Source organism: Saccharothrix deserti (assembly GCF_009769385.1).
In the GTDB taxonomy this organism is placed as follows: Bacteria; Actinomycetota; Actinomycetes; order Mycobacteriales; family Pseudonocardiaceae; genus Actinosynnema; species Actinosynnema deserti.
The window spans coordinates 397,594-411,589 of the sequence record NZ_VKAB01000008.1 but is presented as its reverse complement, the minus strand read 5'-3'; the positions used below and the strand labels follow the sequence as shown (position 1 = coordinate 411,589).

Genomic DNA, 13,996 nt, shown 5'->3' with positions numbered 1-13,996 from the left:
GCTAGTTCTCCCCCTTGTGTTCGGCGGGCAGGTAGCGCGACCAGGCGTCGGCGAGCCCGTTCTCCCCGTTGACCACGTAGCCCTTGACCGTGCCGCCGTTGTGCTTGAACGCCTTCGCGCTCACCCCGTACGCCCTCAGCTCGGCGGATAGCGCGCGGGCGTTGAGCGGCTTGCCGTGGAAGTCCGCCCACGGCGATTCGTCCAGCTCGTGGAGCGCCAACAGGATTTCCACCGTGCTCAGCCGGTCGGCGTGCCGATCGCCGAACAACGTCCGGAGGTCGGAGAGCAACCGGACGCCGTCCGACACGGGCACGGTGGTGGCCTCTGCGACGAAGTACCGGCACGCGGCACGCGCGGTTTCCGGCCAGTGCCCACCGGCCGCGTCGGCAATCGCCAACAGCGGTTCCCAGATTTCCGCCGGTCGGTCGGTGACGCCCTCGGGCATCACCGGCGTGGCCGTCCCGACCTGTTCACCGACGCTGGTCATCCACTCAGCGAGCGCTTCCCGGATTGGTGCCGACTCGATGGCCACCAGGCGTTCGCGGAACGCGTCCACACGCTCTTCACGGCGTCGGCGACGCAGGTTGATCGTGATGGCGCGTGTGGTGATGGTGGCGGGCATTCCGCCGGCGATCCCGGCGAGTGCCGCCGGTGCGTAGACGGCGAACCGCTCCACGACCATGTTGTTGGCGTCGCCCTTGCACCGGGCGACGGTGGCGGACCGCTTGTACCCAGCGTTGAGCAGTGCGCGGAGGTCTTCGTTCCCGTTGCCAGCCTTGCTGAAGATGGCGTCGAACTCATCAAACAGGATCGTGATCGGCGCGCTGCTGACCATGCGGAACAGCGCGGCCGGGCTTGCCGAGAACGTCATTTCCGGCGACTTGACCAGGTACTGGGCAACTTCCAGAACGCGGGTCTTACCTGATCCGGGTTCAGCGGATGACAGCACCAGCCGCGGCGTGACGTAGAACTGCTCCACAGCCCATGTGTGGGCGTACCAGAGCGCCAGCATCGGCGCGCAGTGCTCATGTGGGAACGCCGAGAACCGAGACAGGAACTCCCGCACGTCGTCCAGCACCTGTGCGCCGTCGAGCTGTCGAGCGGTGCCCGTGGTGGTGTCGGGGGTCAGCAGTCGCAGCCCCGGCCGTTCAGCCTCGCTGTGGTGCGTCGCCGTGGTGCCGGTGGTGGTGCTCATGCCGTCTTCCTTCCGGGCCTGGTGCTCGACGGTCTCCCAGGTGACGAGCGGCGAACCTGGGTCGGTGGAGTGCGGTACGTGGCCGTTCACGCGGCCACCGCCAACGACGTGGTGCCGTCGTGACGGACACAGCGCACCCACGACGTGTCGGGAAGGCGAGCGGCCAACTCGTCGGCCAACGGGTGGACGAACCGCACGAGCGTGGTGCAACCGAGGTGTCCGCACGGGAGGTCGCTGACGAGCTTTCGCTTGGCGGACAGGCAGAACGGCTGGTGTCCGACGATGTGCGGGAGTTGATCCGGCGCGGTGGCGACAGCCCGTGCACGCTCGCGGTGACCGACCTGGGCGTCGGCCCAGTCCGCGGCCACACGTTGAGCGATGGCGTGCGCCGTGGACTCCTCCAGGCGAGCTAGCGCAGCCAGCACCACGGCTGCGGGCTTGCGCGGGTCGGAGTCGGCCAGCGCGATCCACTCCGGGCTACCGGCCAACGGGATGAGGCTGTGCGGGCCGGTGAGCGGTCGGCGCGGTGCGGCGGCATGGGCACGGCGCAACAGCGGTTCGGCCCACCGGCGGACGGCGTCGAGGTCGAACCTCGGCGCGCGGTTCCACGGGCGGACGGCGTCCGGGTCGCAGAATGGACGTCGAGCACGAGCGGGAGAGACGTTGCTCATGACACCTCTTTGGTGACTGTCAGTAACGACAGGTGGACGTGCGAGGGGAGGCGAACGACGCGTGAGGTGGTTCGCCGAGAAGTTGCTGAGGCAGTGGCGGGGAGTTAGGTCGCCGTGATCGAGTTAGGTTCCTAACTCGCCGTGCCCACTGGCGTGATCATGTGCGTGAGCTGGAGTTAGTTAGCCGATGAGCCGGGTTAGGTCCCGCCGTGGAAGCCCTGTTCAGAGGCGGTTTCGAGGTCCGCGGACTGAGTCGCGGGACCTAACCCGGTGCCGTGACGGCTAGTCCTCGTCGTCCAGGTCGCGGGTGGCGCGCTTGGCCAGCGCTTCACGCACGGTGACCGGATCGACGGGGTAGCGGTTGCCGGTCGAGGGCACCTTGACGCCCTCGGCGGCCAGCAGCTCGCGCAGGTGCTTGCCGTTGAGCTTGCGGTACGGAGCCCAGTCGGGTGCGAGCTTGGCCAGCAGCGCGGGCACGTCGGCCACCGGTACCACGTCGTGTCCCAGTACCTCGGACACGTCCTCCAACATGTCGCGGGGAGCCGGCGGCGCGGCGCGCTCCGGGGTGCCGACGACCACGGCGGGGTGGACCTTGGTCATGGCACGCTCGATGACCTCGGTCGCCGCGTCCCACCCGGTGTCGTCGTTGACCTGGATGAAGAACCACTTCAGTACCTCGAACCGCTCGGCGGTCGCGCCGGTGAGGATCGACGTCCCCCGGTCCTTGCCCGCGCGCAGCTCGGTCGCCCGGATACCGGCCTGGAACGACCCGTCGCCGAGGAAGCCGTCATTGCTGCGCCACGACTTCACCGCGAAGCAGGCGTTGAGCTGGACCAACTCCACGATCTTCGGCGGGATGGCGTCCGCTCGTGACGACTGGGTATCGAAGCCGAGGATGATGCCGGTCTTGCGGGCACGGCGCAGGGTCTGCACCGCCAGTTCCGCGGCTTCCTCGCCCTGGGCGCTGCCGAACAGCTCGTGGCACTCGCTGAACAGCGCCACGATCGGCCGTAGGTCCGGGTACTTCTCGGCGAGTCCGCGCGTGACCTTCTTCGCACCCAACTCGGCAAGCCGCGCCTCACGGCGTCCGACCTCGTCGTACAGCTCCCGCAACGACTCCACCGCCGAGTCCACAACGGACGCGTTAGTGCCGCGCTCGTAGCGAGCCAGACGGGGCTGGTAGGCGTCGAAGTCACCGTTGCCCGCGAACACGAACACCCACAGTTCGGCCAACGGGTCCAGGGCCGCGCCGAGCATGAGCACGCGGGCCGCGTTGGACTTGCCCTGACCCATCATCCCGCCGAACACCACGTTCGAGGAGACCAGCGGCGGCGCGACGACGTCACCACGCTGGGACACACCCAGCGGCACGCCGATGAACACATCGGCAGTACCGGCGTTGAGCAGCGGATACGCGGGTGCGGGCTTGGTGGACAGACCGGGGTCGGCAACCCACAGGTCCACGAACCCCGCGCGCTCAGCCGCGTTGGGCCAGACCTCCATCGGATCGCGGTGCAGGTTGCGCGCCAACACGTCCCGCTTGTCGCTGATCATGTCCGGGGTCACGCCGAGCGGCAGGGAGAACGTGGCCTGGTAGCCGCGCTGGTTGACCCGCACCGGCGGGGTGGCGAACTCCACCGTCCAGCCTGCCTTGATGGCCTTGTTCAGCGCCGGAATGCCCAGGTGCACAAGGGCTTCGCCGATACCGCCGGGGGTGACGACGCGGTGCGTCTCCTCCCGCTGAGTCGGGGACATGGCCCACGCGGGCACGTCGGTGGCGGACGCTCCGGCGCGGTGTGCGGCCAGCAGCCACACGGCCGGAACGCCGATGATCGCGGCCTGTACGCCGAGCATGATCACGGTGCCGATGATGTCGCCGGTGGCGGTGACGAAGCCCCACCACTCCGACCACGTCCAGCCGCCTTCCCACAGGTGCACCGACACGCCCATCATCAGCAGCACCGCGAACAGCACGATCACGGCCAGCAGCACCGTGCGCACCAGCGCCAGAACCGTCCGGGGAGCGCCGGAGATCCGGTCCCGCCGGTCGGCTTTGGCCTGCCGCAACCGGTCCTGCCATTCGGCGATACCGGCCGCATCACCCTGCGCCCGTGCCGCCGCGATCCGCTCGCGGTAGTGGGCATAAGTCGCGGCCTGTACCGCGTGGGTCAGCCACTGCTCGTGTCCCCGGTACACCCGGTACCCGGTACGCATCACGGACTTCCCGAACGTCGCCGCCACGTCCCGCGCGACCTCGGTCCGCGTACGGGCGTCCGTGTCGGCAGCCCGCTGGCGAGCCAGCTCGGCCTCACGGTCGGCCGTCAGCAGCTCCCCGGCCACCGCCGTGTCCGCTTCCACCTCCGCACCGGGCGGGGTGGTACGGGTGGACTCGGCACGGCGCAGCGGCACCACGTTGCCCATGTCGTCATCCATCGGTTCGGGCGTGCTCATGCGGTCACCGCCTGACGGGGGTCGTCGTCACCGGGGTCGGTGTCGGTCGGGAACAGCGCGCGGTGAACCTCGACAGCCACTGCGGCCCGGATACGCAGGAACGTGCGGACCTGGGTTTGCGACGGACGCGCGGGAAGCTGCTTGGCGTCGATCGCGGCACGCACCTTCGCCGCGTACGTCGCAACCTTGTCCGTGATCTCCGCCGGGAGCGTTTCCGCACTACCGGACCCGTTCCGGCCGTTCCGCTCGTCACCCGAGCGTGGCGCGGGAAGCGCGGTCAGGTACTCGCTGATCTCGTCGGTCCAATCGTCTTCGAAGTCGGCGACGGGAAGACCGGGAACGGTGGTCGGCACCAGGCGGGCACGTCCCCACCGGCGCCGGTAGGCGACCAGGCCGGGCCGGTGCACGAGCGTGGCCGTGCCGTCTGCGGACAGCTCCGCCACCGCCTGGTCCAGCGCGGCACGGCGCACTGCCAGCACCCGACGAGCGGCCTGCCGGTCGAGCCGACGGGCGTCACGCTCGGCACGGGTACGACGCTTTCCGGCCGGGGACGCGGTGACGAGCTGGTGGACGATGACGCCACCGACTGACACCAGCGCCATGACCACACCGTGCGCCACGGTCGAGCCGTGCACGTAGTTCAGGACAGCGGCCACTGCGGCGAACACCCACGTACCGAGGTGCAGCCACCCGGTCGACCGGCCCGCACGCTGCGCCATCGGCACGGCGAACGCAAACGTCCACATCGCACCCTCGGAGAACAGCGGCAACAACGTCCCGACCGGCCCGAACACCTCACGGCCGTAGTCGGCCATCGCGGTCCACGCCAGCACCGCCGGAACCACGATCACCGGCACGAACAGCAGGTCGAGGGTGTGGGTACGCAGCCACCCGGTCAACGCCGTCCACTGGGCGGTCCGGCGGGCGCGGGCGGCATCCTTCCGAGCCTGCGAGCTTGGCCTCGGCCTCCTGATCGGCGCGACGCTGCTCGAACAACAGCGCCTGATCCGCACGGCGCTGCTCAGCGGCCACCACCTTGTCAGCGCGGCGGTTCTCGGCCCACGTGCTCATCGGGACACCCCCACGTGCGGCTGACGGGACGGACGGAGCGAACGCATCTCGGCGTGCCGGGAGCGGCTGAACAGCCGAGACACAGCCAGAGCGGTGACCAGCGCGGGAAGACCGAGGGCGAGAACCGCGGCGGCCGGGTCGTCGGTCTGGGTGATCAGCACCCACTGACCCACGCCGATCAGTCCGGCGGTCGCGACGAGCTTCCACATCGCGATCACTGCGACGAGAGCCAGCAGTGCAGCCAACAGCAGCAACGGGGCCGGAACGGTGGCGATCAGCTCACTCATCGTCGGCCACCCCCGCGCGCTGCCGCTCGGTGAGCCGGAACGAGTCCTTGAGGTAGGCCGGGGCGTTGTCCCACGACCGACCGGGGTACTTCTGGACGAACGCGGCGCGGGCGGCGGGTTCGACCACCGATGCCCCGGACGCCGGGTTGTGCGTTGTCGTCGTGCTCGACATGCTGGGATCTCCTGACCCGCCCTCTGGGCGGTGTTGGGGTAGGCCGGACCAGCGGGTTGGTTCTTGGCGGTTCCGGGCCGCTGGTCCGGGCGAACTCACTTGGCGTCGTCGGGCATGACCAGGTCGTAGACCTTGAGCAAGGTCTCGCGCGGGCTGGTGTCGTTCTCGGCGAGCAGTTCGTTGAACGCCTGCTTCACGCCCTGGGCGTCGCCGTTCTTGCTGGCGTTGAGGGCCTGGTTGACCTTGTCGTGGATGAAGCTCATGGCTGTCGTTCTCCTTGGTCAGGCGGTGTGCAGGTTGGTCGTGTCCAGGACGCGGCACGCGGTCGTGGCCAGGTGGCGCAGGTAGTCCGGGGTGGAGAGTTCGTCGCCGGTCTCGGCGCTCCACGCCAGATCGGAGGCGGCCAGTGCGGCGGTCAGGTCGCTCGGCGACGGGACGGCGGCGCTCACCTCGCGGGTGACGATGTCGCGGACCACGGCGGTCAGCGCGGCGAAGTCCACGCCGACCTGGCGGCCGTCCATGACGAGAAACCGGTGTGCCTGGCTGCCCAGGTCGTTCTGAGTCACCGCCATCACGACACCGCCACCACGGCCAGCGCAGCCGCCAACAGCACCGCACTGCACACAAGGGCGTCCACCGCCGCGCGGACCCGCCGGTACTTGGTCTTCACCCGCACCGAGAGCCGCACCACGTCCACGGCCTGAGCCGTCACCCCGGTCTGGCGGTCGAACTCGCCCAGCAGATCTGAAGGCTTCTCGGCGAACCCGGCCAGGTAGCCGAACCCGTAGCCGTCGTCCTTGCTCAACCACGGGCGCACCACGGTCAGCAGCACGACCACGCTGACCAGGGCCGGGGCCGTGGCAACCCACAACAGCAACTCGGCGGCCCAGGGCAGCGGGCGCGTGGTCAGCGCCACCACACCGGCCAGGAACCCACCGAACAACGGCAGCAGCGTTGCGGCCTTGGTGTCCGCCCGTCGCATCTGGTCGGCCACCTCGGACTGTGCCGACTCCACCCGCTTGGCTACACGCTCGGCAACCTCGGCCATCACGCAGCCTCCGCCAAGGTCGTGTCCGTAAGCGGGTTGTGGACGCGGAGGACTCGCACGATGCCGCCGAGCTTGCGCTCCGTGGTCCGCCGCTCCATCCGGTTGCGTGCCGGGCCGTCCAACAGTTCCAACATGGCCGCGGCCAACTCCGTTGACTCGTCGGCCAACTCGTCGGCAACGTCCCTGATCAGTGCGTCGATCGCGTCTTCCGTCAGCCCGTCCGGGCTGAACTGGTCGAAGTCCATCGGAGCTTCCTCCTGTGTGGTGGCCGCCACAGTGGCGACAGAGAGGAAGCTAACAGTTGAATGGTTAGCAGGTCAACTGTTAGGCCGAATTTACCTGATGACAGGGCTTCTACCTGCGCAAACGTCAGACCTCTCACTGTTAGGTAGCTGATATGCTGCTGGTCTGAGTCAAGCGATCCGGAGGCGGCATGACTGGCCAGAACCCACGCGTCTCGCGTGGCGAGTCCTTGCACCACCAGGTAGCGCGGAACATCAGGAACCAGATAGCGGCCGGTCTACTCCGCGACGGGCAGTCCTTGCCGTCTACGCGCGAGCTGGCCCAGCAGTGGGACGTCAGCGTCTTCACGATCAACGAAGCCATGAAGCTTCTCGCGAGCGAGAACGTGATCATCAGCAAGCCGCGGGCGGGACGCGTCGTCAACGCACCCGACCAGGCCGCCCACACCGACGTGCGGGTGCACACACCGCGCGTGCTGCTGGTCGGTGGGTACGCGGGCAGCGGCAAGACCGAACTTGGTCGAGTGCTGGCGCGCGAAACCGGGTGGTCGATGCTCGACAAGGACACCCTTACGCGTCCGGTTGTCGAAGCTGCTCTGGAGATTCTCGGGTGCTCGCCTCACGATCGAGAGTCGCCGGAGTACCTGTCACGCATTCGTCCGCGCGAGTACGAAGCGCTCATCAACGCGTTGACAGAGAACGTCCAATGCGGCAACAGCGCGATCGTCACAGCGCCGTTCATCAAGGAGTTCAAAGACCTTGCCTGGCTGAACCGAATTGAGGCGACCTGCAAGGACATGGGCGCGAAAGTGTCGCTTGTCTGGGTCTATTGCGACGCGGACACCATGCACACCTATATTCGGCACCGTGGAGCAGCACGCGACGCAGCCAAGCTCAGCAATTGGACTGACTACCTGTCCGCGATTGACGTCGACTTCCGTCCGCCGGTGGAACACTCCGTCATCGACAACAGCGCGTCTGGAGCACCTTTGCAGGACCAAGCGCGGGAGCTAGTCAAGACTGTGGCCGGTAACGGCTGACCCCGAAACCGCTGGTCCGAACGAACTGACCGCTGTTGCAGGAGGAGCGATGCAGGTACTCGTCAGCAGCGAGCCTGACGACGAAGTAGGCGCGGAGAAGTTGTCCAGCCTGAACGGCATCGAGGTATGCACCTATGACCCGAACGTCTCTGAGTTGACGGATGAGCAGGGCAAGTCCGAGATCCTGATTCCGCCGTACCGGAGCAGTCACCGTCCAATTCCACTGCTTGAACAGTTGCCCCACCTCCGCATGGTTCAGCTTCTATCGGCAGGCGTAGACGAATGGGCAGGGCGTATACCCGCTCATGTGATCTTGTCGAGTGCTCGCGGTGCCCATGCTGGCCCGGTATCTGAGTGGGTGCTGTCGGCAATTCTCGCACAATATCGACAGTGGCCGGCATTGGTAAGGTTTCAGGATGCGGAAGTGTGGGCGCACCGACGATTTGCCGCGGACACACTTGATGGCAAACGCGTTCTGATCGTAGGTGCTGGCAGCATCGGACTGGCCGTCGCTCGTAGGCTGGAAACGTTCAATGCAAGTTGCACGCTCGTTGCTAGTGTCGCTCGCGAAGGCATACACGGAGCTGTAGAGCTTCCGAGTCTGGTCCGGGGCCAACATGTAGTGGTGATCACTGCTCCGCTCACCGATAGAACCCGCGGCCTCGTAAATGCTGAGTTTCTCGCACGCATGGACGATGGCGCATTGGTTGTAAACGCAGGTCGCGGGCAAATAGTGGATACCATGGCCCTGGTCTTCGAGCTCCAGAGTGGGCGGTTGCGTGCCGCTCTAGATGTTACCGATCCTGAGCCTCTTCCGGCGGGGCATCCGTTGTGGAGCAGTCCTGGTGTAATAATTAGTCCTCACTCTGCCCGAACGGTCCCAGGTGTTAACGTTCTCTGCTACACGGTCGCCCTTGAGCAAGTTGCCGATTTCCTCGGTGGTCGTGTTCCGCTCAATGCTGTGCCAGGGAAATCGACATGAGTGGGTATAGAGTTGTATCGGAAAGTGCTTCTCGTATCAGGGTTATTTCCTAACCTTGCAATGCAGGGCACTCAACGGGTATTGATGATGTTCTCCTAGCGTGCCTCGATGGCCGGTAGACTATCCGCGTGCACGAGGGTTCCCCAGTCCTCACCGAGCAACTGAATGCCCGCTAGTGCAAATTGTGGTGACCACCAGAACTCGTGCTGCGATAGAGCGCTCATTGCAATGATGCAGTCAGTGAAGTTTGCCCGGTCGATAGAGTTTGGTTCGAGACGTCGCAATGCTCCCAAAAACTGCGCTGATCGGAATGTTATCGCGTCCCAAAACTCCGCCCTGTTGAAAAGTGCACCCCTGATAAATTTTGCGCCTTCGAAGATTGCTTTACCTGGAAAGGATGAGGAGCTGAAGTCTGCTGTGCGCCAAAACTCGGCTTGCTTGAAGAGCGTGTCATTCATAAAAGCGCAGGCAACAAACGATGTTCCGGCGCGGAACATGGCCCTAGAAAATATGCTATCGCGTGCGAATGTAGTATTCCAGAAGTGGGCTGACCCTAGGAATTTTGCTTCGTAGAAGACGACTTCGTTGATGAAGGTGCTCTTTGCGAAGGTGGCAGATCCTGAAAAGTTTGTTTCGATGAATTCAGCTCGTCCGCCAAAAGTGGCCGTCGAAAAGTTTACTTCTCTAGCGAACTTTGTCGATGTGAAAGTAATCTCGTCTTGAAAGTGGGCTTTTCGAAATGTCGAAATATCGTCGAAGCTTGCATCCAAAAATGAAGTCGATCTTTGCATGATGACCTCTTCGAAGTCTGCGAATCCTTTGAAGGTCGCACCTTCGAAGGTGCTTTCTCCTTGAAAGTCGGATTTGTCAAATCTGACACTTTGCTGAAAATTTGCTCTAGTGAAGTCTGCTGATTTCGTAAACGTGCATTCCCTTGCATCGGTGTTGCCGACAAGGGTGGCGAATGATAGATCTATGGGGCCAATCACGCAGTTGGTAAGGTCAAAATCGGCAAGCCTTGCTCCCGTCAGGTTTACCTGTAGTGGTCCCCAGTACGTCTCGATCCGACTGGCATCCAAATGCGTTGAAAGGATGCTTTGGGCGGCCAGGCGAACTTGGTGCTCTTCTGCTTGCGATCGTTCGGGTAGTGGTTCAGCTTCTCCTTTTCCTTCGGTTTCGCTAGATTCGAGGACAACGTCGCTTGAAGTTGACATTCGCAAGTACGCGCATACAACCTCGATGACTGTCGCTCGCTGGCCAGGGGAGTCTTGGGCCAATCTTTTCAGGGCGTATAGGCCGCCCAGACGTACGGCGGCTTTGTCGCTACCAAGTTGTTCAATGGCTTTAGTGTAGAGTTCGGTGACGCGTTTTTCTGTCGCATCGTGCTGAACGTCTTGATTGGATGCCTCCGTTGAACGTTGGCGTCGAAATGCCAATAGTAGAGCAAGGGCTGCTCCTACGCCTCCTGCGGCGGTCAACGCAATTCGGGTAGATTCTGCTTGCGTCTTGATTCGCTCAAGATCTGGTAGGGTGCGTGCCTGATGCCAAAGCCAGACACCGGTACTAATTCCTGCGAGGATTACTACTGCCCCTGAGGAGGCAACCCACCACCAGCGCAGTGGTCTAAGTTGAATCTTATCAGGGGTACTAGCTTTGCTTGAATTCTGCTTCCGTCGCAATCGTTCTCTCCTCACGGTGGGTTCGCTTGCTATGAGAGTGCAGGTGCTCGAAGTCGAGTGAGGCGAGGACACGGGTGACCTGTGAACGGAGCACCCGTGAGGTTAAGAGGCTTGCAATCGAGAGGCCCGCTCGTTAGCAGGTCGCCGACTGCTCCAACGGTGCGACCAGCGGCATCTCGTCTCAGGTTTCCGCTCTGGGGCGTCGTCCTGATCCTTTGCCGACTCGGGCGGCGTCGTGTCATACACGCCTCGGTGGGGCCATGTCGAGCATCGGACGACAGTAGGCGTCTCCGAGCTAGTTCGGCAGGCGACACGCACTGGCGGCTAGCCGTCTCTGGGACCGGTAACTTCGGTAACTTCGGTAACCGCGCTGGTCAGAGGCTTGTGGATCGGTAACCAACCAAGATCAGGTTACCGATCGAAAGGTAACCGAGGATCGGCGCGGAGGCCAGTTCGGTGGTCGAACGGGAAGTGGACGCGGTCGCCGTTCGGGCGGCGCGATTGCGCATCCGAGTAGACCGTGACGACACTCCGCTGGAGCCGCGGGCGACACGCGTTGAGGCGGCACGCCTGTGGCCGTCTCTGGAATCGGTAACTTTGGTAACCTTGGTAACCGTGCAGGTCAGGGGCTTGCCGAAAGGTAACCGACCAAGATCAGGTTACCGATTGAGTGGTAACCCGGCGGGTCTGCGGCAGCGATGCGACATCGTCTCGTCCTCCTGGCCGTAGCGCTTTGCTGTCGGCTGTGGAGACCTTCCTGCACTTCTGTTTGCGTAGAGCATTGGTCCAGTAGGTGGCGTCAGCTGCGTCGGCTGGTTACCGTTCCATCGGTAACCTGGTCTTGCTCGGTTACCTTTTCGCAAGCCTTCGAACTGCGCGGTTACCGCAGTTACCGAAGTTACCGATGTCCGAAGAGGGCAGTGGCGGACGTGACCGACTGCCGAGATTGGTCTGCTTTCGCCTGTGCCTCGTGTCGGTCGGCTGGCTTCGCACCGCGGACAGCGCCCAGGCGGCCCGGTTACCTTTTGATCGGTAACCTGATCTTGGTCGGTTACCTTTTGCCACGCCTCTGACCTGCATGGTTACCGCAGTTACCGAAGTTACCGATCTCGGAGACGGCCACGTGCGGCTACGGCAGCGGGCTTCTCAGCGTGCCCTCAGTGGGTCGCAGACGGGCGAACACGGCGGGGTGGAGTGAACGGCGGCCCGTAGCGCGCTGTCAGGTGCCCGTGGCGTGGCCCGGGGAGTCGCTGAGGGCCGTCTGTGCCGGATACGTACCGAAATGACGATGCCGAGAGTCGTAAGCGCTGGTCAGAGCGGTTCGTACGGGACTCTGGGGATCAGTCGCCAGCAGGTTCAGAATTTGGGTCGTCAAAGGATTCGGATCCTCCGTCAAAAATCAAAATGCGGTGCCAAGTACCCTCGCGACCTTCGATGGCTGTGTGCTCAAAAGAGGATCTCCACCCGGCGGGCCATAACGATAATGACGACATGCTCGGAGAATGACGGAATATCGCTTCCTTGAACCGGGCTTTTCCGGTAAATGTCGCGTTGTCGAATCCTGCGTCTCCCGTGAATGTCACGTCGTCGAACTCTGCGTTTGCGGCGAATTTCGCTCCGTTAAACCAAGCGTCCCCCTTGAACGTCGCGTTGTCGAACTCTGCGTACCCCGTGAATGTCGCGTCGCGGAACCCTGCGTTTGCGGCGAATTTCGCTCCCTCGAACCGGGCCTCCTCGGCGAAAGTCGCTCCGTTGAACCCTGCATACCGAGTGAATTTCGCTCCGTTGAACCGGGCGTGCCCAGTGAATATCACCCCGTCAAACCCTGCGTGCCCAGTGAAGGTTGCCTGGTGGAACGTCGCATTGTGTAGTAGGCAGCCCTCCATATCCCAGTCGATAAGGACTGCCGCGGTGAGATCAAGGTCGATGTCTGTCCAGAAGGTCGTCACGGGGTGGTCGGCATCATCGCCGGGGCTTAGATGGGTGGTGAGGATGCGTTGGGCGGTTAGCCGGACCTCGCGTTCCTGGACTTGTTCGCGGTGCTCGTCGCGTACGGCCCGGTCGGTGTTGGCGTCTGGGGGGTCGCCGGGGAGTTCGAAGGGGGCGCGGAGGTAGGCGCAGAGCATGTTGACCACGGTCTGGCGCAGGATGCGGTTATCGGGGTGGTCCTGTGCGAGGCGTTCCAGGGCGTACAGGCCACCGTGACGGACGGGGGCCTTGTCCGACCCGAGCTGCTCCACCGACTTGGCGTACAGGTCGGTGATCCGGCGGGCCTCGGCGTCGCGTTCGGTCGTGGCCGCGACGCGTTCGGCGTGCTGACGGGCGTGCTCGGCGGTCTCGCGTTGTAATTCGTAGGCGCGGGCTACGTCAGCTTGGTCGCGTTCCTTCTGCACCAGTCCGATTTCGGTGGCGTGCTGGCGTCGCCACGCAAGGTACAGCGCGAAGATGCCACCGCCTCCGACCCCGATGCTCAACCCGGTGCGCAAGGCGTTGAACCGCGCGTTCACCAGCTCCGCGCCGGACAGGCCTGCGGTGCCGGCCCACCACAGCACCACCACCAGGCCGATCGTGGCTGTGGCGATCAGGACGGCCACGGTCGCGATCACCCTGCGCGGCATCGGCTCCAACGGTGCGCGTGACGCGGTCGGCGCCGGCAGCGGTACGGGTGAGCGAACAGCGGACTGGTCGCCGGGTGTGGGACGGGGTAACGGCGCGGGAGTGGAACGGTCCTCGGGCATGTCCGAATCATCGCGGGTCTACGTGGCTCCGTTCCCACGTGCGCCAGCCGGCCCGGTCGGCTTGCTGGGAAGGGGTTCCAGGCGGTGCCTGTACCGAGTGTGTACCGAAGTGGCCGTGCCGAGAGCTGTAAGCACTGGTCAGGAGTAGTCCTCGTGGGACTCTGTAAATCCGTCGCGAAAGCTACAGAGGTTCGAATCCTCTACCCGCCACACGAAACGCAAACCCCTGCTCGCAGAATGCGCGAGCAGGGGTTTCGCGTTGTGTCCCCTGGGGGTGCGACCCCCCAGACCCCGCCCGGAGGGCTCTGCCCCCGGACCCCCGTTCGTAAGTGGTCACCTCGCGCTGTCGCGCATCGTTGGGTCTCGGGGGGAGGAGTGGGTTTGAGCGGCGCGCGGGTGCGTGACTGCGGTAGGGCGTGG

At 64.5% G+C, this 13,996-nt stretch carries 14 protein-coding genes; 2 read left to right on the top strand and 12 right to left on the bottom strand.

Annotation, left to right across the window (positions count from 1 at the left end; translation table 11 throughout):
- Position 1: 1 nt before the first annotated feature.
- From FM051_RS19250 to FM051_RS19205, 10 genes are all read right to left on the bottom strand, one after another.
- On the bottom strand, positions 2-1,285 hold the full coding sequence (locus FM051_RS19250) for a DUF3631 domain-containing protein (protein ID WP_238412487.1): 1,284 nt from the start codon (positions 1,283-1,285) through the stop codon (positions 2-4).
- Complete coding sequence (locus tag FM051_RS19245) at positions 1,282-1,866, bottom strand: DUF2742 domain-containing protein (RefSeq protein WP_158845012.1); 585 nt, start codon at positions 1,864-1,866, stop codon at positions 1,282-1,284. Before FM051_RS19245 ends, FM051_RS19250 begins: the two co-directional genes overlap by 4 nt.
- Positions 1,867-2,148: 282 nt before the next feature.
- Entirely contained in the window at positions 2,149-4,317 is a 2,169-nt protein-coding gene (locus tag FM051_RS19240; protein ID WP_158845009.1) for an FtsK/SpoIIIE domain-containing protein, read from the bottom strand.
- Positions 4,314-5,216, bottom strand: a complete 903-nt coding sequence (locus tag FM051_RS19235; protein WP_158845006.1) for a DUF2637 domain-containing protein — start codon at positions 5,214-5,216, stop codon at positions 4,314-4,316. The genes FM051_RS19240 and FM051_RS19235 overlap by 4 nt, the downstream gene beginning before the upstream one ends.
- A 168-nt stretch (positions 5,217-5,384) precedes the next feature.
- Positions 5,385-5,675, bottom strand: a complete 291-nt coding sequence (locus FM051_RS19230) for a hypothetical protein (protein ID WP_158845003.1) — start codon at positions 5,673-5,675, stop codon at positions 5,385-5,387.
- Complete coding sequence (locus FM051_RS19225) at positions 5,668-5,847, bottom strand: hypothetical protein (RefSeq protein ID WP_158845000.1); 180 nt, start codon at positions 5,845-5,847, stop codon at positions 5,668-5,670. The genes FM051_RS19230 and FM051_RS19225 overlap by 8 nt, the downstream gene beginning before the upstream one ends.
- Positions 5,848-5,942: 95 nt before the next feature.
- Positions 5,943-6,110, bottom strand: coding sequence for a hypothetical protein (locus FM051_RS19220; protein ID WP_158844997.1), 168 nt, complete (start codon positions 6,108-6,110; stop codon positions 5,943-5,945).
- 18 nt (positions 6,111-6,128) lie between these two features.
- Positions 6,129-6,419, bottom strand: coding sequence for a hypothetical protein (locus tag FM051_RS19215; RefSeq protein WP_158844994.1), 291 nt, complete (start codon positions 6,417-6,419; stop codon positions 6,129-6,131).
- Positions 6,419-6,895, bottom strand: coding sequence for a Pycsar system effector family protein (locus FM051_RS19210; protein WP_158844991.1), 477 nt, complete (start codon positions 6,893-6,895; stop codon positions 6,419-6,421). The genes FM051_RS19215 and FM051_RS19210 overlap by 1 nt, the downstream gene beginning before the upstream one ends.
- Positions 6,895-7,140: a hypothetical protein gene (locus FM051_RS19205; RefSeq protein WP_158844988.1), complete on the bottom strand. Its 246-nt coding sequence runs from the start codon at positions 7,138-7,140 to the stop codon at positions 6,895-6,897. Before FM051_RS19205 ends, FM051_RS19210 begins: the two co-directional genes overlap by 1 nt.
- A 188-nt stretch (positions 7,141-7,328) precedes the next feature.
- Between FM051_RS19205 and FM051_RS19200 the strand changes: the two genes are divergently transcribed.
- Positions 7,329-8,177: a GntR family transcriptional regulator gene (locus tag FM051_RS19200; protein ID WP_158844986.1), complete on the top strand. Its 849-nt coding sequence runs from the start codon at positions 7,329-7,331 to the stop codon at positions 8,175-8,177.
- A gap of 49 nt (positions 8,178-8,226) precedes the next feature.
- Entirely contained in the window at positions 8,227-9,159 is a 933-nt protein-coding gene (locus tag FM051_RS19195; RefSeq protein WP_238412486.1) for an NAD(P)-dependent oxidoreductase, read from the top strand.
- Positions 9,160-9,254: 95 nt separating this feature from the next.
- Here FM051_RS19195 and FM051_RS19190 read toward each other — a convergent pair whose 3' ends face one another.
- Together FM051_RS19190 and FM051_RS19185 are read right to left on the bottom strand one after the other, a co-directional pair.
- Complete coding sequence (locus tag FM051_RS19190) at positions 9,255-10,838, bottom strand: pentapeptide repeat-containing protein (protein ID WP_158844983.1); 1,584 nt, start codon at positions 10,836-10,838, stop codon at positions 9,255-9,257.
- Between the two features lie 1,340 nt (positions 10,839-12,178).
- Positions 12,179-13,456, bottom strand: coding sequence for a pentapeptide repeat-containing protein (locus FM051_RS19185; RefSeq protein ID WP_158844980.1), 1,278 nt, complete (start codon positions 13,454-13,456; stop codon positions 12,179-12,181).
- Positions 13,457-13,996 lie beyond the last annotated feature (540 nt).

Excerpts from the sequence above, each read along its gene's own strand:
- FM051_RS19245 (WP_158845012.1), bottom strand. The coding sequence starts at position 1,866 with ATGAGCAACGTCTCTCCCGCTCGTGCTCGACGTCCATTCTGCGACCCG.
- FM051_RS19240 (WP_158845009.1), bottom strand. The coding sequence starts at position 4,317 with ATGAGCACGCCCGAACCGATGGATGACGACATGGGCAACGTGGTGCCG.
- FM051_RS19230 (WP_158845003.1), bottom strand. The coding sequence starts at position 5,675 with ATGAGTGAGCTGATCGCCACCGTTCCGGCCCCGTTGCTGCTGTTGGCT.
- FM051_RS19225 (WP_158845000.1), bottom strand. The coding sequence starts at position 5,847 with ATGTCGAGCACGACGACAACGCACAACCCGGCGTCCGGGGCATCGGTG.
- FM051_RS19220 (WP_158844997.1), bottom strand. The coding sequence starts at position 6,110 with ATGAGCTTCATCCACGACAAGGTCAACCAGGCCCTCAACGCCAGCAAG.
- FM051_RS19215 (WP_158844994.1), bottom strand. The coding sequence starts at position 6,419 with ATGGCGGTGACTCAGAACGACCTGGGCAGCCAGGCACACCGGTTTCTC.
- FM051_RS19210 (WP_158844991.1), bottom strand. The coding sequence starts at position 6,895 with ATGGCCGAGGTTGCCGAGCGTGTAGCCAAGCGGGTGGAGTCGGCACAG.
- FM051_RS19205 (WP_158844988.1), bottom strand. The coding sequence starts at position 7,140 with ATGGACTTCGACCAGTTCAGCCCGGACGGGCTGACGGAAGACGCGATC.
- FM051_RS19200 (WP_158844986.1), top strand. The coding sequence starts at position 7,329 with ATGACTGGCCAGAACCCACGCGTCTCGCGTGGCGAGTCCTTGCACCAC.
- FM051_RS19195 (WP_238412486.1), top strand. The coding sequence starts at position 8,227 with ATGCAGGTACTCGTCAGCAGCGAGCCTGACGACGAAGTAGGCGCGGAG.
- FM051_RS19185 (WP_158844980.1), bottom strand. The coding sequence starts at position 13,456 with ATGCCGCGCAGGGTGATCGCGACCGTGGCCGTCCTGATCGCCACAGCC.